The sequence below is a fragment of the Polaromonas sp. P1_F2 genome, assembly GCF_056405735.1.
In genome coordinates this window covers 185,619-203,299 of the sequence record NZ_JBFUBN010000007.1, presented here as the reverse complement: position 1 = coordinate 203,299, position 17,681 = coordinate 185,619, and the positions used below count along the sequence as shown (strand labels likewise).

Genomic DNA, 17,681 nt, shown 5'->3' with positions numbered 1-17,681 from the left:
TCTTTTAGCTGGCGGGCAGTTCCACACGCCGCATGCCGCGCAGGCTCGCCAGCACCAGGCCGCCGTCGGCCGCCAGGGCGGCACCGGAAACCGGAACGGCTTCACGCGCCGGGATGCGCTTGAGGGCTGGCCCGTCCGCGCCGCCCAGCAGGGCATCGCCCGCCTGGCTCACCAGTACAAAGCCGCCGCCCGGCAAAGCCATGCCGGTCCCGATCGCCATGGGCAGGCCGGTGTCCAGCTTGTCCCAGTGCAAGCCTTCATCGGTGGAGCGATACGCCGTGCCGCGCAGGCCGTAGGCCACCAGCGCGCCGCCGCGTGTTTGCAGCAGGCCGAAGAAACTGCCCTTGTAAGGCGACGCGAGCGCGCTGAAGCTGGCGCCGCCGTCGGTGGAGCGCAGCAGCAGGCCTTGTTCGCCGGCGATCACCAGCGTGCGGCCGCGCGCGCGCACGCCGTACAGGTGCAGGTTCTTGGCGTTCGGCAGCCGCGGCCCCAGGGCCGTCCAGTTCTTGCCGCCGTCCGTGGTGGCGAACATCAGGTTGTAAGCGCCAACGGCAAAGCCGCGCTGGGCGTCGATGAATTCGAGGTCGAAAAAAGGTTTGTCCGCGCCTTCTTCCACCAGGCGCTGCGCCTGCGCCATGGCGCCCGCATCGCCTGAACGCTCCGCGGCCTGCTTCACGAGTTCGGCCGCCTGCACGCCGTCGAGCTGTTTCTGCCAGGTGGCACCGCCATCCACGCTGTGCAGGATCACGCCCAGGTGGCCCGCGGCCCAGCCGTTACGCGCGTCGGTAAAACACACGGCGGTCAAGGTGGCTTGCACAGGTACCTGCGCCTGCCGCCAGCTTGCGCCATGGTCGTCCGACAGCAGCACCGTGCCGCGCTCGCCGACCGCCACCAGCCGGTCGCCGGCCCGTGCCACGGCCAGCGTGGCCGCGGCCAAGGCCTTGGGTGTGAGCAGCGCGGCTTGCGACAGCACGGCCGGCGCACCGGCCGCCCAGGCGGGCAGCGCGGCAATCCCGCCCAGCCCCGCCAGGACGGCCTGCCGACGGGTGGGTCCGGCCATCAGCGCGCACCTTCGCTGGCGAGCGACTCGGCGCTGAAGAAGGAGCGCGGGATCGGCGGCTGCACTTCGTACTGCTTGGGCAGTTCGTTGGAGGCCATGTTCAGGTAGTAGGCGCCGGTCTGCATGTCATAACCGCCCCACAGCACGATGTTGGTCACCGCCGGAATGTCGGGCGCCGTCAGCATCAGCGCGTAGTTGGTGCGCCAGAGCTGGCCCTTGGCGTCCCAGCCGTCGAACAGCGCGATCTGCCAGGAGTCCTCGTCGATGTAGTACTTGCGCTTGGGCACCACGTGGCGCTTGCCGGCCGCCAGCGTGGCCTCGACTTCCCACACGCGATGCAGCTCCCAGCGCACCTGCGCGGGGTTCAGCGTGTTGGGCGTCACCAGGTCTTCGATCTTCGCGGAGGCGGCGCGGTTGTTGTTGTAGGGGATGTAGATTTCTTTCTTGCCGACCAGCTTGAGCTCGTGCTTGTCGATGGGGCCGAACAGCGTGAACGCCTCATCGAACAAACCTATGCCGGAGGTCACCGAGTCGGGCGTGTCATAGGCCACGGAAGGCGCCTTGCGCACGCGGCGCTGGCCCACCAGGTATTGCCACAGCCCGCGCGGCGCGGCTTCCGAAACGCCGTCGAGCGCCAGGATGGCCTCGCCCGCCTTGGAGCCCGGCGCGTTGACCACCAGCTTGCCGTACTGGTAGTAGCCGTCGAACTTCTCGGCGCTGCCGTCCTTGTCGTAGAAGGCCTGGCGTATGGTCTGCGTGCCGCCGGAGGCCATGGTGCGTTTGCCGTCGGAGGTCACCACCCACACGCGCATCGGCATGGCGAAGTTGCCGCCGCGCCAGGCCGTGCGCTGGTTCCACATGGCTTCATAGCCGTCCTTGGGAATCGGGAAGGGCGTGCCGCCAAAAGCGCCTTCCATGCCGTAGCCGCCCTCGATGGTCTTGGCCCGCGTGGCATTCTTGAAGGTGTTGTCGTACACCGACTGCGGCGCCGCCGCGGTGCGGTGCGTGGGGTAGACGTCGATGCGGAAATCGGGGTACTTCTTCATCAGCGCCTGCACGCCGTCGGTCAGCTTGTCGGCATGCTGCGCCATGTTTTTGGCGTTGATCGACAGGATGGGTTTTTCGTTGGGATACAGGTCGGGCCGCGCATCGCCGTTCTTGTAGCCCGGCGCGGCCTTGGCCAGGCCCCCTTCCCAGGGCGGGATGCTGCCGTCCTTGTTGCCGGCTTTCTCGGCGCCCATGGGCGTCAGCGAGGACTTGAGTTTGGCGGCCTCTTCGGCGGTGACGGCGGCCTGGGCGGACATGGCGCCGGCCAGCAGGGCGGCCACGAGCCATGAATGTTTTGCGGTGTGCATCATGATGGTTGTCTCGGTAATGTTTTTCAGAAAGTGCGGGAAGCGGTGAAGGAAACGTAGTTGCGGTCTTTCAGGCTCTGCCCATAGGACAGCATGCGGGTGGGGGTGCTGGGGTCCGTGACGGTCAGGGTGTTTTCCTTGCCGAAGAAGGCGGTGTAGTTCAGGGCGAAGTTCCAGACGTTCTGGTATTTGCCCTTGATGCCTATGCTCACGTCGCCCGCGTTGCTGGCGCCGCCGGCAAAATTGATGACGGCCGAGGAGCGGCCGCCGAAGTTGTAGCCCAGGCCCAATGGGATGGACAGGTCCAGGCCCGGCAGCACCTGGAAGTACTGCGGCTCGAAGATCATGCGAAAGGCCGCCGCGTCGCGCGTGGCGTTGGGGTCCAGCCCGCCGAAGCCGACGGCGCTGGGGTTTTTGCTGACGCTCAGCAAGCGGTTCCAGGCCAGCTCCGCCACCAGGGCGCCGCCGTCCCACAGGCCGGACTTGTTGAGCACATAGATGCCCGACAAATTCACGTGCGCCGTCCTGCCGGTGGCATAGCAGGGGTTGGAAGCCGAACCGTCGCAGTTGGCCGGCGGCATGAAGGGCGCACCGCCCAGCACGGCCGGGTCGCTGGCCAGCGGCGCATTGCTGCGCAGCGAACCTTCGAGCGCCCAGTTGAGTTGCCCTATCGACGAGGTGACGCTGGCGCCCACGGTCTTGATGCCCTTGGCATAGACGTTGTGCACATTGCCGTTGATCAGGTCGAACACCGGGACGGCCGGGGTCTTGTCGTTGTAGCGCGCCGCGTACAGGCCGAACTCATAGTTGCCGCCGGCCGGCGCCCAGCGCAGCTGCGCGCCGAACTGGCCGCTGTCGCCCGGCTTCTGGTCGCGGCTGGTGTCGGTGGGCAGCACCGGCCCGCCGAGGTAGACGCGGCCGCCGCCTATGTAGTCCTGGTTGGAGAAATAACTGCCGACCCCGGGGATCTTGCTGGGCCGCCACTTGAGCTGGTAGTAGCCGCCCAGCGTCACGCCCTCGGCCACCTGCAGCGTGCCGGAGATCTGCTCCACCGGCAGCAGCACTTCCTTGAACTGCCAGTTCGGCACCGAGACGATTTTGGCGATGTCCACCGGGCCCTGCGCGTTGGCGATGCCGTTCTGGCCGAAGAACACGCTCTCGCCGTACTGCAGCGCGTGCTTGCCGACGCGTATCGAAGCCGGCATGCTGCCGAGGGATCCCTTGCCCCAGACAAAGGCGTCGAGGAACTCGTCGCCGCGGCCGTGCTGGTCCCGGGTGGCGGGCACGAACTGGTTGACGGGCTGGCCGGCGAAGTTGCTGACGCCGGCCGTGCCGTCGTTGGCGTTGGCGCGCAGGTACTGCGAGTCGTACCAGGCGGAGTGGCTGATGCGCAGGCCCCAGTTGCTGCGGCTGTAGTCGAACTCGGTCAGCAGGTCGGCGCGGTTGGAGATCAGGCCCTTCTTGAAGTTGAGGTCGCCGTCGTTCTCGTTGGTGACGCCGCCGTCGCCGCGGGCGGCCGGCGAGGTGAGCAGCGCGGACGGGTCTTTCATCCGCCAGGCCAGGCTGTACTTGGGCGTGAAGTCCAGGCGGATCTTGGTGTCGGGGTCGCTGGACTCCAGCTCGAAGGCATGGGCCGGCAGCATGCAGGCCAGGCAGCTCAGCGCCAGCGTGCTGAGCCTGAAGGGGGTGAATAGTTTTGTCATGATTTTGTCTCCTCGTTATGTGTCGTGTTTGTCGTGGGTTGGGGATGGATGCCCTCGCATCCTTGGCGTGCCGTCGCTAGAGGTAGTCAGATATAGGTGGAGGCCAGGCCGCCGTCGACAGGAATGTTGGCGCCGCTGACCCAGCGCGCGGCATCGCCGCACAGCCAGGCGATGACGGGTGCGATTTCGTCGGCAAAACCGGGGCGCAGCATGCGGTGGGCATCGGCCTGGACGCGCTCCTGGCCCAGCATGGCCACGAAGTCGCCCAGGATGGGCGTAAACACCGGGCCGGGCGCCACGCAATTCATGCGCACGCCTTTGCCCAGGAACCACTCCTGCGATTGCGTGGCGTTCCAGACGATCAGGGCTTCCTTGAAATACTGGTAGCAGGTGGCCTGCGGCACCGGGTGGCCGCGCAGCCATGCGGCGCCGGCTTCGAAACCCTTGGCGGCCGCCAGCTCCTTGTGCAGGGCCAGCCGCTGCGGCCATTCGGCGCCCAGGATGGACGCCACGTTGACGATGCTGCCGCCGCGCGGCATGCGCGCCAGCACTTTTTCCGTCAGGTGCCGCAGGCCCAGGTAGTTCACGCGGGCCACTAGCTCGCCGTCGGCCGTGCCCGGCACGCCGGCGATGTTGCACAGGGCGTCGACGTGCATCGGCAACTGGGCCACTGCGGCGTCTATCGCCGCGGCGGTGCCGAGGTCGGCCTTGATGAAGCCGTCCAGCGTCAGGCTGGGATCGTTGCGGTCCATGCCGATGACCGCCGCGCCCTGGAAGCGCGCCAGCCGGGCCACCTCGGCGCCTATGCCGGACGAGGTGCCGGTGATGACAATGGTTTTGCCTTGCAGGCTCATAGAGCCTCCGCTAGCGTTGGGCCGGTATCGGCATGGGGTTTCATCGGTGTCTCCTTGAAATAATTTGGGGGAAAGCCAGCTCAGAACGGGAACATGGGCGCGGTGTCCTTGACGGTCATCCACTGCCATTGCGTGTACTCCTCCCAGTCGGACGGGCCGCCCACGCTGCTGCCGTTGCCCGCGATGCCGGGGCCGCCGAAGGGGTTGACGCAGTCGTCGTTGACGGTCTGGTCGTTGATGTGGACCATGCCGGCCTTGAGTTGCTGCCCCACCGCCATGGCGCGGCCCACCGAGCGCGAGATCACGGCGCAAGCCAGGCTGCCGCTGTTGTTGTTGGCCAGCGCGACCGCTTCCTCGTCGCTGCCGAAGGTGACGATGTTGGCCACCGGGCCGAAGGTCTCCTCGTCGAACACGCGCATGCCGGGCTTCACGCCCGACAGCACCGTCGGCTTGTAGAACAGGCCGTCGTAGCTTCCGCCGGCTTCCAGCTTGGCGCCGGCCTTGATGCTGTCCTGCACGATGGCATGCACGCGGTCGCGCTGGCGCGCGTCGATCAGCGGCCCGAGCGCGACCTGGCCGGTGGCGCCGTCGCCGACAGGCAGGTGCGTGGCCTTGGCGACCAGGCGCTGCAGCAGCGGGGCCGCGATGCTCTGGTGCACCAGGATGCGGTTGGCGGCCATGCAGATCTGGCCCTGGTGCAGGTAGGCGGCCCAGGCGGCGTTGCTCGCGGCGATGTCCAGGTCGGCGTCGTCCAGGATGATCAGCGAATTCGCACCGCCGAGTTCCAGCGACACTTTTTTGAGGTGCTTGCCCGCGAGCTCGCCGATGCGCCTGCCCACCGCGGGCGAACCGGTGAAGGCGATCATGGGCACCCGCGGGTCGGTGACCAGAGCCTCGCCGGCTTCGGCATCGCCGGGCAACACATGCAGCAAATCCCTGGGCAGGCCGGCTTCCGCAAAAATGCGCGCGATCATCAGGCCGCCGGTCACCGGTGTGCGGATGTCGGGTTTGATCACCACGGCATTGCCCGCGGCCAGCGCCGGCGCCACCGCGCGCAGCGTCAGGATCAACGGAAAGTTGAAGGGCGAGATGACACCCACCACGCCGTGCGGCACGCGGCGGGCGATGCTGGTGCGGCCCGGCACGCTGGGCAGCACATGGCCCTGGGGCTGCAGCGGCATGGCGGCGGCCAGGTGGCAGATGGTGATGGCTTCGCGGATTTCATGCTGCCCCTTGGGCAGGATGCCGCCGGTTTCCCGCGTGGCATACAGCGCGAGTTCGTCGAAGTGCTGCTGAAACAGCGCGCCGGCGCGGCGAAAGACGTCGGCCCTTTCACGCGGGGGAAGGGCGGCCCAGGCTTGCTGCGCGTTGGCCGCCGCCCGCGTGGCTGCGGCCACATCCGCCGCGTTGGCGATGCCCACCGTGCACATCACCTTGCCGGTCGCCGGCTCGACCACGTCGCGCTTCCCGCCGCCCAGCGGCGCTTGCGCCAGCGCGGAAAAATCCAGAAATGCCATCGCGTCGGATACACCCATTTGCTTTTGTCCTTACGGTTGTTTGATCAGCTCGCCACATCGGCGCGTCGTGCTCCTGTATCGCAATGCATGTACCAGCGCCGCGCGCCAGGGCCCGCTTGCTGCGCCGCACCCAAGGCGTTTTCACTGGGAAAACCGGGACATACCCTAGGTGTGTTTGCTGCGGCGCAGCACATGGAAATCCCCCATGTTTTCTTGATCAAATAGTTATAAAGTTGAATCAAATTTCACCAATTGATCAAATCAAATCAATCAAATCGAGGAGCAAGGCCATGCGTGTATCCGATCGCATTTCCCTGGCCGAGGTGGCCCGGGCCACCGGGGTCGCGCTGGGCAGCTTCGACAGCGCATCGGTGGCCAAGGCCTTGGGCGGGTTTGCCAGCACGCACATAGGCGGCGACACGCACCCGACGATCGCGGACATCAGCGAATGCCTGTTCTTTTCGCCGGGCGACGGGCGCATCTGGCTGCAGGACCAGCGCATGGTGCTGCTGCACACCGAGGCGCTGGGTTCCATGCGCCGCGAAATGATCGACAGCCTGGGCATCGAAAAAGCCCGCGGCCTGTTCACCCGCGCCGGTTACGTCAGCGGCGCCCGCGATGCCCAGCTGGTGCGCAAGCACTGGCCCGACGCCGACCCGCCGGCGGCCGCCATGGCCGGCACGCGCCTGCACGCGCTCGAGGGCGTGGTCAAGGTCGAACTGGTCAGCGTGACCTACGATCCGGACACCAGCGGCTACGAAGGCGAATTCATCTGGCACAACTCCAGCGAGGACGATGAACACATCGCCGCCTACGGCATAGGCGGCTCCCCGGCTTGCTGGATGCAGGTGGGTTATGCCACGGGCTACGTCAGCACGCTGTTCGGCCGTCTCATCGTTTTCCGGGAAACCATGTGCCGGTCCATGGGCCAGGCGCAATGCCGGGTGGTCGGCAAGTCCGCCGACAAGTGGGAGAACATTGAAGAGGACATGCGTTACCTGAACGCGAGGGAGTTTGTCGACACCGCGGCCTATGCGCGCAGCGAAGCGGGCCCGGCCGACCTGGCGCCCAGCGAAGCGCCGGCCGGCGACGCGATGGTGGGCGCTTCATCGGCCTTCAACGCGGCCTGCCACCAGTTGAGCCGGGTGGCGCGCACCACCGCCACCGTGCTGTTCACGGGTGAGTCGGGTGTGGGCAAGGAGAAGTTCGCCAGCATGCTGCACAGGATCAGCCCGCGCAAGGACCAGCCTTTCATTGCTGTGAACTGCGCGGCCATCCCGGAAACCCTGATCGAGTCCGAGCTGTTCGGCGTGGAGCGCGGCGCCTACACCGGGGCCAGCCATTCGCGGCCGGGCCGCTTTGAGCGGGCCAGCGGCGGCACCCTTTTCCTGGACGAAATCGGCATGCTGAGTTTTGTGGCGCAAGGCAAGCTGCTGCGCGCCCTGCAGGAGGGCGAGGTCGAGCGCGTGGGCGGCACGCGCGGCATCGCGGTCGACGTGCGCGTGGTGGCCGCCACCAATGAGGACTTGCGCCAGGCCGTGCGCGAAGGCAGGTTCCGCGAAGACCTGTTCTTCCGGCTCAATGTGTTCCCCATCCACCTGCCGCCGCTGCGCGAGCGGCGCGACGACATTCCGTTGTTGATGAACCATTTCCTGAACCACTACCGGCGCAAGCACGGCTGCAACACCGGCGGCTTCACGCAGGCCTCGGTGCGCACCCTGCTGAACTACGGTTTTCCCGGCAACATCCGCGAACTGCAGAACCTGATCGAGCGCGCGGTGATCATGGCCGATGCCGACGGCTTGATCGACGTGCACCATTTGTTCACCGGCGGCGAGACCTTGAGCACCGAGGTCATGACCTTGCGGCTGCAGGGCAGTTCAGGCACCTTGAACTTCGATGGGGCACAGGCATGCGCGAATCCCGTGCCCGCGAGCACCGCCGCTTCATCGCAGTCCCTGGAGCAAACCGAGCGCGACACGCTGGAACGCGCCATCTCCGCCTGCCAGGGAAATCTTTCGGCGGCGGCGCGGCGGCTCAACACCACGCGTGCGAAGCTGGCCTACAGGGCCAGGAAACACAGCCTGATTTGAGTCGTCCAGGGCGCCGCGCGCGGCGGCTTGTCCGTCATGGTCGCGGCGGGCACAATCCGGCGGGATACCGGGGGTTTTATTGGACGACTTTGATTTTCGGCGCCTGGCGCGCAGCGACTTTCCGCTCCTGAGTGGCTGGCTGGCCCAGCCGCATGTCGCCCGCTGGTGGGACGCCGACCCGTCCCTCGACGCGATCGAGGCCGATCACGGCGGCTGCATTGACGGCACCGAACCGGCGGAGGTGTTTATCGCCTTGCGCCAAGGTGAACCGATCGGCTTTGTCCAGCGCTTCCGGCTGGACAGCTACCCGCAATACCTGGCCGAACTCGCCCCGATTCTTCCCGTGCCGGCTGCTGCGTGCAGCATCGACTACCTGATTGGCCCGCCCAAGGCCCTGGGCCGAGGCTGGGGCAGCGCAATGATCGCCGCATTTGTGCGCCAGCTCTGGCGCGATGACACCGATGCGCCCGCGCTGGTCGTGCCGGTGCATGCCGACAACACCGCCTCATGGTGCGCGCTGGAGCGTGCCGGCTTTGTGCGCGCGGCCAGCGGCTTGCTGACGCCCGACAACCCGGCCGACAACCACAAGCATTTCATTTACCAGCTGGACAGGCCTGAACGCGTGTGAGCTGCTGATCAACGTGCCGGCGCCAGCGCCCCCAGGTAGGCCCGCACCCTTTCGTCGCGCGCCAGCGTGTCGAAATCCGGCGCCTCGCTGACCGCGCCCTTATGCACAAAGATGAAACGCTCGCAGCATTGCCGCAGGATGTCGACGTGATAAGGCTCGTTGGGATGCAGGCATAAAAACACCAGCCGGCCGTTGGCCTTGAGCTTGGCGAAGAAGTCGAGCATGAAGCCGATGTAGCCGTCCTGGGTGTTGAACTGCGGCTCGTCGAACAGGTGCACCAGCGGCGAATCGCTTTGCGCGTGCGCCAGCATGAAGTCGGGTTTGGTCTTCTGGAAGGACCGCACCTGGTAGGACTGGTGGTAGTGGATCGCCAGCCGGTCGCGTTCACGCGTGCGCACCTGGTGGATGTCCTGGCCGTTGACCAGCACGCGGCCCGCGCTCGGCAGGTTGCTGCCGGTGATCAGCTCGAACAGCGTGGTCTTGCCGGATCCGTTGGGGCCCATGACACCGACCACGCAGGGTTTGTGTACTTCGAAATCGGCGTTCAGTGAAAAGGTTGTGGTCTTGCGCAAGAGGCCGCGCTGGTATTGCTTGGCGACGTTCTCGACACGTAAAAGTGGATGGCTCATGCTGGCTCAAACTCCCAAAAGCTGCCGGCACAGCGCGGCGTCGTTGCGCAGGTCGGCCGCGGGGCCCTCGTGGACGATCACGCCCTGGTTCATCACATAGGCGCGGTTGGCCACCCGCAGCGCGCTTTGCACGTTCTGCTCGACCACCAGCACCGCGATGCCTTCGGCCTTGAGCCGGCTGATGGTCTTCATCACGTCCTGCACCACCTTGGGCGCCAGGCCCTGGCTGGGCTCATCAAAGAGCACCAGGCCGGGCGAACCCAGCAGCGCGCGCGAGATCGCGACCATCTGCATCTCGCCGCCCGAGAGGTTTTCGCACTCCCGGTGCATCAGGTACTCGAGCGCGCTGAAGATTTCAAAACACTCTTTCTCGTGCCAGGAGCGGAAGCGCGTGGCCTTGCGCGCGATGGCCAGGTTGCGCGCCACTGTCAGCGTCGGGAAGATGCGCCTGTCGTCAGGCACCCAGCCCATGCCGGCCTTGGCGATTTCGTGCGTGGGCAAACGCGTGATGTCGCGCGCGTCGAAGGCAATGGCGCCCTTGCGCGGCGGCGTCAGGCCCAGGATGGAGCGCAGCAGCGTGGTCTTGCCCGCGCCATTGGGGCCCAGCAGCGCCACCACCTCACCGGCGCCGACTTTGAGCGACACGTCGAACAGCACCTGCGTTTCGCCGTAAAAAGTGTCTATACGTTCCACGGCCAGCATGTCCGCCGGCTGTGACACGGCCTGGACGACGGATTTCAGCACCGCGCTCATGCCAACGCTCCCAGGTTGGAGCGGCGCACCCATTCGTTTTGCCGCAACTGGTCTGGCGTGCCCTGGCTGATGACCTGGCCCCAATGGATGACGGAGATCTGGTCGGCGAGCTTGAAAAGAAAGTTCATGTCGTGTTCGATGATCACAATCGTGAGCTGGCGCTTGAGTTCTTTCACCAGCTCCATGAGGCGGGCCGTGCCTTCGGCGCCCAGGCCGGCGGTGGGCTCGTCAAGAAACAGCATGCGCGGCTCCGCCGCCAGCGCCACGCCGATCTCCAGCGCGCGGCGCTCTCCGTAAGACAGGCTGCTGGCCAGCGTGCGCTCCTTGCCCTTGAGGCCCACGCGTTCGAGGATGGCAGCGGCCAGTTGCTGCGCCGTGCTGTCGGCGCCCAGGTCGCGCCAGGGGTTGAAGCCCTGCCTGCGCACATGCGGCGTAGCCACCAGCACGTTGTCGAGCGCGGTGTAGCTGTCGAACAGATTCATGATCTGGAAAGAGCGCGATACGCCCTTGCGCGCGATCTCGCGCGGCGACAGGCCTGTGATGTCTTCACCGGCAAAGGTCACGCGGCCGCGGTCGGGCTTGTAGCGGCCCGTCAGCACGTTGAAGCAGGTGGTCTTGCCCGCGCCGTTGGGGCCCATGATGCCGTTGAGTTGGCCTTCCTCGAAGCTGAGCGTGATGTCCTGCAGCACCACCTGGGCGCCAAAACGTTTGGAAAGGCCGCTGGCCTCGAAGAGCTTCACAGCGCACCTCCCGCGTGGACCGGCTTGGCCGGCGCGTTGCGGCGCGGCCTGGCTTTCCAGGCTTGCCATGCGCCGGCGACGCCTTCAGGTTTGAACAAGACCATGGCCATGAAGATCAGCCCGTACCAGAGCAGCCAGGTCTCGGTGTAGGCGCCGAGCAGGTCGCGCGCCAGGATAAAGAAAGTCGCGCCTATGACGGGCCCCCAGAAGCTCACCAGCCCACCGCCTATCAGCACCATCATCACGACAAAACCCGAGTTGTGCAGGCTCATCACGTTGGGGTAGGCCGACTGCTGCGCCATGGCGAACAGTGCGCCGGCCAGGCCCGCGACGGCGGTGGAGAGGGTGAAGGCCAGCCACTTGTAGAGCCAGACGTTGTAGCCCACAAAGGCCGCGCGCATTTCGTTCTGCTTGATGGCGCTGAAGATGCGGCCCAGCGGCGAATGGATCAGCCGCCACAGGCCCAGCAGCACCAGTGCGAACAGCGCCAGGCAAAAGAAAAAGAGGGCGTTGTTGCCCGAAAGGTTGAAAGACACAAAACCGAAATCGGCAGGCAGGCGCTTGATGTTGAGCAACCCGTCTTCACCGCCCGTGACGGTATGCCATTTGTTGGCGATGAACCAGAACACCTGGCCGAAGGCAATGGTGAGCAGCGCGTAATAAATGCCGCGCCGGTGCGAGATGAACAGCGCCACCAGCGCGCCCAGCGCCGCCGTGACCAGCACCGCGCCGGCCAGGTCGAACCACAGGTTGGGCCAGACCTTGAGCTGCAGCAGGCCGAAGGCGTAAGCGCCCGTGCCGAAGAAGGCGCCGTGCCCGAAGGAGGGCAGGCCGGTGAAGCCCAGCAGCAGGTTGTAGCCCAGCGCGAACAGCACCCAGATCATGATTTCCAGGGCCAGGTATTGGTACAGCCCGACGCGACCCACCCATAGCGGTGTGGACAGCAGCACCAGCAGGGTGGCGAGCATCGGCAGGGGGATCAGCGGCGCGCGGCCGGAGGCGAGTTGCATGGGGACCTTGTCTCTTCGTTTGTTCTGGCTGATTGGATGAAGGAATAAAGCGCTGGAAAAGAAACGTTGAAAGAAAAGCTGAAGAAGGGCTGGACAGAACAGAATATACGTTCTATTATTTAAACAAGCAAGAACATTTATTCTAATTTGATGCGACGCAGGCCCGGCCCGTCCATCGCATTCCCCAGGCGACAACGACATATGGACTCTGCAACGACTTACGAAGAACTCAAGGCGCTGATTGGCCGGACTTACCCGGACATGTCCAAGCAGCTGCAGCGCATCGCGCGCTTCGCGCTTGAGCAACCCAACGACCTGGCGCTGGGCACGGTGGCGACGGTGGCCGAGGCCACCGAGGTGCAGCCTTCGGCCATGATCCGTTTCGCCAACGCGCTGGGCTATGGCGGTTTTTCCGAAATGCAGCAGGTGTTTCGCGGCCACCTGCTGGAGCGTTCCGACAGCTACCGTGAGCGCATAGACCAGATGCGCCGCAAGCAGCTCAACGGCGAGCGCGCGCCGGCCGGTGTACTGCACCAGCTGGTGGGCGAATCGGTGGCCGAGCTCGGCCACCTGGAGGAAAGCATCGCCCAGGCCGACCTCAAAGCGGCCGTGAAACTCATGGCCTCCGCGCCGCGCATCCACGTGCTGGCCCAGCGCCGCGCTTTCCCGGTGGCGGGCTACCTGGCTTATGCGCTGAGCCAGCTTGAACTGCGCACCCATCTGCTCGACGGCACGGGCGGCATGCTGCGCGAAAGCCTGCGCTCCATCGCGCCCGGTGACGTGCTGATCGCCGCGAGCTTTCGCAACTATTCGCCCGAGGTCATCGAGGCCGCGGCCATCGCCGCCAAACTGGGCGCCTCGGTGATCGCCATCACCGACGGCCCCATCTCGCCGCTCAAGGCGCACGCCAAGGTTTGCCTGGAGCTGGCCGACGATTCGTCCAAGCCCTTCCGCTCGCTGGTCGCGCCGCTGTGCCTGGCGCAGGCGCTGGTGGTCAGCACCGGCCACCAGCTGGCCGAGCAGGGCGCCGCGAAAACCAAGGCCAAGCCGGTAGCAGCCAAGGCCACGCGCAAGGGGGCCGCATGACCCGTCCGCTGGATTTGATCTGCATGGGCCGCGCCGCCGTCGACCTGTATGGCGAACAAATCGGCGGCCGGCTTGAAGACATGCAGAGCTTCAGCAAATACCTGGGCGGCTCACCCGCCAACACCGCCGTGGGCGTGGCGCGCCTGGGCCTGAAGCCCGCCATGCTGACGCGCGTGGGCGACGAGCACAACGGCCGCTTTGTGCGCGAAACCCTGGCGGCCGAGGGCGTGGACGTGAGCCACGTCGCCACCGACCCCAAGCGCCTGACCGCGCTGGTTTTCCTGGGCATCCAGGACCGCGACACCTTCCCGCTGGTGTTTTACCGCGACAACTGCGCCGACATGGCGATCGGCCCGGACGATTTCGACGCGGCCTTTATCGCCTCATCCAAGGCCTTGCTGATTTCGGGCACGCACCTGTCGCAGCCGCTCACCTATGAAAGCTGCACCCGCGCCATGGCGCTGGCCAAGGCCGCGGGCACACGCGTGGTGCTGGACATCGACTACCGCCCCGTGCTCTGGGGCCTGACCAGCCCCGGCATGGGTGAGCAGCGCTTTGTGCCCTCGGGCGAGGTCAGCGCGCACCTGCAAACCGTCATCGGCCAGTGCGACCTGGTGGTCGGCACCGAGGAAGAGATCCACATCGCCGGCGGCAGCACCGACACGCTGGCCGCCTTGCGCCGCCTGCGCGAGCTGACGGCCGGCACATTGGTCGTCAAACGCGGCCCCATGGGTTGCGTGGTGTTCGACGGCGCGATTCCCGATTCGTTGGAAAAGGGCCTGCAAGGCCCGGGCTTTCCGGTCGACGTCTACAACGTGCTGGGCGCGGGCGATGCTTTCATGTCGGGCTTTCTGCGCGGCTGGATTCCGGGCGAGCCGCTCACGCGCTGCTGCGCCTATGCCAATGCCTGCGGGGCGCTGGTCGTGTCGCGCCATGGCTGCGCGCCGGCCATGGCGAGCTGGGAAGAGCTGCAGTTTTTCCTGGAGCGCGGCTCGGCCACGCGCCGCTTGCGCGAAGACGCGAAACTCGAACACCTGCACCGCGCCAGCACGCGCACACGCCGCTGGGAAGAGCTGGTGATCCTGGCCTTCGACCACCGCATGCAGCTCGAAGAAATGGCTGCGCGCCACGGTGCGGGCAATGAGCGCATCCCTGTCTTTAAATCCTTGATCGCCGAGGGTGCGCGCCGCGGCGCCGGCCAGCGCGCCGGTGTGGGCGTGATCGTCGACGGGCGTTTCGGCGAAGACGTGCTTCCTTCGGTCACCGGCAAGGGCTGGTGGGTGGCGCGACCGGTCGAGCTGCCGGGCTCACGCCCGCTGCAGTTCGAAGCCGGCGCCGGCCTGGGCGCGGCGATGCGGACCTGGCCCGGCGAGCACGTCGCCAAGTGCCTGGTGTATTACCACCCGCACGACACGCCAGCCCTGCGCGAAAGCCAGCTGGCCAAGCTGCGCGACCTGCAGCGCGCCAGTGTCGACAGCTTCCACGAATTCCTCATCGAGGTCATTCCGCCCAAGGACATGCCGGCCGACGACGACACCGTGCCGCTGGCGCTGGAGCAGATCTACCAGGCCGGCATCTTCCCCGACTGGTGGAAGCTGCCGCCCGCCGCCAGCGCGGCCGCCTGGGAAAAGATCGCCACGGTCATTCACCAGCACGATGCCCATTGCCGCGGCGTGCTGGTGCTGGGCCTGGAAGCCAGCGAGGAAAAGCTAGCCCAGAGCTTTCGCATCGCGGCGCCGCACGCCATCTGCCGCGGCTTCGCGGTGGGGCGTTCGATTTTTGCCGATGCCGCGAACGGCTGGTTCTCGGGCGCCATGGACGATGCGGCGGTCGTGAAAGACATTGCCGAGCGTTATGCGCGGCTGATCGTGCTGTGGGACCAGGCGCGGGCAGGCAAACGGAGCGGCGCTTCAGCCGGTGCGGCTGAAGCCGTGAACTGAAAACAAGAAACAAGACGGAGACAACATGACACCTAAAATCGGATTTATCGGCATCGGCATGATGGGCCACGGCATGGCCAAGAACCTGCTGGCCAAAGGCTTCGGCCTGACATTCAAGGTCAACCGCAACCGCGACAACCTGGCCGACCTCATCGCCGCCGGTGCGAAGGAAGCCAAAACCAACGCCGAATGCGCGCAGGCATCGGACATTGTGTTCATCTGCGTCACGGGCTCGCCCCAGGTCGAGGACATCGTCTACGGCAAGGATGGCTTGCTGGACAGCGGCCGCAAAGGCCTGATCGTGGTCGACACTTCCACCGCCGAACCGGCCTCCAGTACCCGCATCCGTAATGACCTTGCGGCCAAGAGCATCAAGCTGGTCGATGCGCCGCTGGCGCGCACGCCCAAGGAGGCCGAGGAAGGCCGGCTCAACACCATGGTGGGCGCCGAGCCTGAAGACTTCAAGACGCTGGAGCCGGTGCTCAAGGCCTTCTGCGAAAACATCTTCCACGTCGGCCCGCCCGGCCATGGCCATGTGCTCAAGCTGGTCAACAACATGATGGCCATGAGTTTTGCCGCTTCGATCGCCGAGGCCTTCGCGGTCGCGGCCAAAAGCGGGCTGGACCTGAACCGCCTGTACGACGTGATCTCGGCCGGCGGTGTGAACTGCGGCATCTTCCAGATGATGGCGACCAAGACGCTCAAGGAAGGCGATGTCACCGGCTTCAAGTTCGGCATCGCCAATGCGCAGAAAGACCTGCGCTACTACACCCACCTGGCCGAGATGCTGCCCGTCACCAGCTTTATGGGCGAGGCCACGCACCAGAGCCTGATCCAGGCCAGCAACGCCGGCTTCGGCGACAAGCTGATCGCCTCCCTTTTCGAAGCACAGGAAAAACTCAACGACGTCAAGATCGTTCCCCGTTAAGCCCATCCCTCAACACGCAGGAGACAAAACCATGAGCGACATCAACAACAACGACACAAGTCCCGAATCCAAACCCGAGGCCACGGCCACTTCGCGCCGAACGCTGCTCAAGCATTCCAGCCTGGCGCTGGTGGGCGCGGGCCTGTACGGCGCGGCACCTTTTATGGGCCCGTGGAAGCACAACCACGCCTGGGCGCAGAGCGGCCAGAAGAAGCCGCTGACCATTGGCCTCACCATGGACGCCTCGGGGCTGTACGCGGCCTCGGGCGCCGAGGAGCGCCTGGGCGCCATGATGGCGATCAAGGAATTCAACGACAAGGGCGGCGTGCTGGGCCGGCGCATCGAGGCCATCCACATCGACACCGAAACCACGCCGGCCACCGGCTCGCGTGTGGCCGAACGCATGATCACGCGCAACGAGGCGGCCTTCCTGATAGGTGCGGTGCACTCGGGCGTGTCCAACGCCATCTCGCAGGTCGCGCAGAAGTACGGCACGGTGTTCCTCAACACCAACTCCAGCAGCCCGACCGAGGCCGGCAAGGACTGCCACCGCACCAAGTTCGTCTGGGACGGCAACGGCACCAATTTTTCCAACGCCATCGTCAAGAACGCGATCAAGGCCAGTGGCAAGAACTGGGTGCTGCTGACCAACGACTATGTGTGGGGCCACACCACCTCCAAGGCGACACGCGCCATCGTGGAAGCAAACGGCGGAAAGATCGTCGATGAGTTGCTGGTGCCGCAGAACACCCGCGACTTTTCGTCCTACCTGCTCAAGCTGCAGCAGCTCAAGCCCAATGTGGTGGCCACGGCCGTGGGCGGCGACGACATCAAGGCGCTGCGCCAGCAGGTGGTGCAGCTCAAGATGAACCAGACCATGGCCTGGATCAACAACCAGCAGGACTGGCCCGACGTCTATGGCCTGGGCCCCGAAGCTATCTTCGGCGTCTTCGGCACCACCTGGTACTGGCGCCTGAACCTGCCCGGCGTGAAGGAGTTCGTCGCGGCCTACCAGAAGCAGTTCCCGGGCATGGCGATACGCGTGCCGGGCAATGTGTACCACAACGGCTACATGGCCACGCGCGAACTGCTGCGCTGCGTGGAAGAAGCCGGCACCACCAACAACATCGCCGTCATCAAGAAGCTCGAGGGCCGCAAGATGAGCGCCGCCGACCGCCTGCAGCACTACGACGCCTGGATGGACCCGGTCACCCACCAGTGCCAGCAGACGATTTACATGGCCAGCTACAACGACCAGCCGGCCGAGAAGGACGACATCTTCAAGATCCTCACGCAGGCCGATCCCAAGGACGTGATGGACAAGGATTCCGCGGGCGCCTGCAAGCTCGAGAGCTACGACGCGACGCCAAGCTACGAAGCCTGAC

At 65.8% G+C, this 17,681-nt stretch carries 15 protein-coding genes; 6 read left to right on the top strand and 9 right to left on the bottom strand.

Features of this window, described 5'->3' with window-relative positions:
• Positions 1–4 precede the first annotated feature (4 nt).
• From AC1D0O_RS15835 to AC1D0O_RS15815, 5 genes are all read right to left on the bottom strand, one after another.
• A complete protein-coding gene (locus tag AC1D0O_RS15835) occupies positions 5–1,060 on the bottom strand; it encodes a WD40/YVTN/BNR-like repeat-containing protein (protein WP_477654463.1) in 1,056 nt (351 codons plus the stop codon).
• Positions 1,060–2,418, bottom strand: a complete 1,359-nt coding sequence (locus tag AC1D0O_RS15830; protein ID WP_477654462.1) for a DUF1329 domain-containing protein — start codon at positions 2,416–2,418, stop codon at positions 1,060–1,062. The genes AC1D0O_RS15835 and AC1D0O_RS15830 overlap by 1 nt, the downstream gene beginning before the upstream one ends.
• Positions 2,419–2,441: 23 nt before the next feature.
• Positions 2,442–4,118 carry a DUF1302 domain-containing protein gene (locus AC1D0O_RS15825; RefSeq protein WP_477654461.1) on the bottom strand — a complete coding sequence of 559 codons (1,677 nt, stop codon included), beginning with the start codon at positions 4,116–4,118 and terminating at the stop codon, positions 2,442–2,444.
• 86 nt (positions 4,119–4,204) lie between these two features.
• Positions 4,205–4,972, bottom strand: a complete 768-nt coding sequence (locus AC1D0O_RS15820) for a coniferyl-alcohol dehydrogenase (RefSeq protein ID WP_477654460.1) — start codon at positions 4,970–4,972, stop codon at positions 4,205–4,207.
• Positions 4,973–5,052: 80 nt separating this feature from the next.
• Positions 5,053–6,507: a benzaldehyde dehydrogenase gene (locus AC1D0O_RS15815; protein WP_477654459.1), complete on the bottom strand. Its 1,455-nt coding sequence runs from the start codon at positions 6,505–6,507 to the stop codon at positions 5,053–5,055.
• Positions 6,508–6,779: 272 nt separating this feature from the next.
• Between AC1D0O_RS15815 and AC1D0O_RS15810 the strand changes: the two genes are divergently transcribed.
• Positions 6,780–8,582: a sigma 54-interacting transcriptional regulator gene (locus AC1D0O_RS15810; RefSeq protein ID WP_477654458.1), complete on the top strand. Its 1,803-nt coding sequence runs from the start codon at positions 6,780–6,782 to the stop codon at positions 8,580–8,582.
• Positions 8,583–8,661: 79 nt separating this feature from the next.
• Positions 8,662–9,210, top strand: coding sequence for a GNAT family N-acetyltransferase (locus AC1D0O_RS15805; RefSeq protein ID WP_477654457.1), 549 nt, complete (start codon positions 8,662–8,664; stop codon positions 9,208–9,210).
• Between the two features lie 8 nt (positions 9,211–9,218).
• Here the strand turns inward: AC1D0O_RS15805 and AC1D0O_RS15800 are convergent, their stop codons facing one another.
• Genes AC1D0O_RS15800 through AC1D0O_RS15785 form a run of 4 tightly spaced genes read right to left on the bottom strand, consistent with a single transcriptional unit; the run spans position 9,219 to position 12,342 of the window.
• Positions 9,219–9,839 carry an ATP-binding cassette domain-containing protein gene (locus AC1D0O_RS15800; protein ID WP_477654456.1) on the bottom strand — a complete coding sequence of 207 codons (621 nt, stop codon included), beginning with the start codon at positions 9,837–9,839 and terminating at the stop codon, positions 9,219–9,221.
• 6 nt (positions 9,840–9,845) lie between these two features.
• Positions 9,846–10,592, bottom strand: coding sequence for an ABC transporter ATP-binding protein (locus AC1D0O_RS15795; protein ID WP_477654455.1), 747 nt, complete (start codon positions 10,590–10,592; stop codon positions 9,846–9,848).
• Entirely contained in the window at positions 10,589–11,332 is a 744-nt protein-coding gene (locus AC1D0O_RS15790) for an ABC transporter ATP-binding protein (protein WP_477654454.1), read from the bottom strand. Before AC1D0O_RS15790 ends, AC1D0O_RS15795 begins: the two co-directional genes overlap by 4 nt.
• Entirely contained in the window at positions 11,329–12,342 is a 1,014-nt protein-coding gene (locus AC1D0O_RS15785; RefSeq protein ID WP_477654453.1) for a branched-chain amino acid ABC transporter permease, read from the bottom strand. Before AC1D0O_RS15785 ends, AC1D0O_RS15790 begins: the two co-directional genes overlap by 4 nt.
• Before the next feature lie 201 nt (positions 12,343–12,543).
• On the opposite strand from AC1D0O_RS15785, the gene AC1D0O_RS15780 reads away from it, so the two are divergent.
• The 4 genes from AC1D0O_RS15780 to AC1D0O_RS15765 are packed head-to-tail and all read left to right on the top strand — an operon-like array spanning position 12,544 to position 17,680.
• The gene (locus AC1D0O_RS15780) at positions 12,544–13,428 is read left to right on the top strand and encodes a MurR/RpiR family transcriptional regulator (RefSeq protein ID WP_477654452.1); all 885 of its coding nucleotides are present in this window, start codon (positions 12,544–12,546) and stop codon (positions 13,426–13,428) included.
• The gene (locus tag AC1D0O_RS15775; RefSeq protein WP_477654451.1) at positions 13,425–15,368 is read left to right on the top strand and encodes a bifunctional 5-dehydro-2-deoxygluconokinase/5-dehydro-2-deoxyphosphogluconate aldolase; all 1,944 of its coding nucleotides are present in this window, start codon (positions 13,425–13,427) and stop codon (positions 15,366–15,368) included. The genes AC1D0O_RS15780 and AC1D0O_RS15775 overlap by 4 nt, the downstream gene beginning before the upstream one ends.
• A 25-nt stretch (positions 15,369–15,393) precedes the next feature.
• Positions 15,394–16,296, top strand: a complete 903-nt coding sequence (locus tag AC1D0O_RS15770; protein ID WP_477654450.1) for an NAD(P)-dependent oxidoreductase — start codon at positions 15,394–15,396, stop codon at positions 16,294–16,296.
• Between the two features lie 31 nt (positions 16,297–16,327).
• Positions 16,328–17,680: an ABC transporter substrate-binding protein gene (locus AC1D0O_RS15765; protein ID WP_477654449.1), complete on the top strand. Its 1,353-nt coding sequence runs from the start codon at positions 16,328–16,330 to the stop codon at positions 17,678–17,680.
• Position 17,681 lies beyond the last annotated feature (1 nt).

Coding starts and splice junctions, on each gene's coding strand:
- AC1D0O_RS15775 (WP_477654451.1), top strand. CDS start 13,425: ATGACCCGTCCGCTGGATTTGATCTGCATGGGCCGCGCCGCCGTCGAC.
- AC1D0O_RS15770 (WP_477654450.1), top strand. CDS start 15,394: ATGACACCTAAAATCGGATTTATCGGCATCGGCATGATGGGCCACGGC.
- AC1D0O_RS15815 (WP_477654459.1), bottom strand. CDS start 6,507: ATGGGTGTATCCGACGCGATGGCATTTCTGGATTTTTCCGCGCTGGCG.
- AC1D0O_RS15765 (WP_477654449.1), top strand. CDS start 16,328: ATGAGCGACATCAACAACAACGACACAAGTCCCGAATCCAAACCCGAG.
- AC1D0O_RS15785 (WP_477654453.1), bottom strand. CDS start 12,342: ATGCAACTCGCCTCCGGCCGCGCGCCGCTGATCCCCCTGCCGATGCTC.
- AC1D0O_RS15795 (WP_477654455.1), bottom strand. CDS start 10,592: ATGAGCGCGGTGCTGAAATCCGTCGTCCAGGCCGTGTCACAGCCGGCG.
- AC1D0O_RS15800 (WP_477654456.1), bottom strand. CDS start 9,839: ATGAGCCATCCACTTTTACGTGTCGAGAACGTCGCCAAGCAATACCAG.
- AC1D0O_RS15820 (WP_477654460.1), bottom strand. CDS start 4,972: ATGAGCCTGCAAGGCAAAACCATTGTCATCACCGGCACCTCGTCCGGC.
- AC1D0O_RS15810 (WP_477654458.1), top strand. CDS start 6,780: ATGCGTGTATCCGATCGCATTTCCCTGGCCGAGGTGGCCCGGGCCACC.
- AC1D0O_RS15830 (WP_477654462.1), bottom strand. CDS start 2,418: ATGATGCACACCGCAAAACATTCATGGCTCGTGGCCGCCCTGCTGGCC.
- AC1D0O_RS15825 (WP_477654461.1), bottom strand. CDS start 4,118: ATGACAAAACTATTCACCCCCTTCAGGCTCAGCACGCTGGCGCTGAGC.
- AC1D0O_RS15835 (WP_477654463.1), bottom strand. CDS start 1,060: ATGGCCGGACCCACCCGTCGGCAGGCCGTCCTGGCGGGGCTGGGCGGG.
- AC1D0O_RS15780 (WP_477654452.1), top strand. CDS start 12,544: ATGGACTCTGCAACGACTTACGAAGAACTCAAGGCGCTGATTGGCCGG.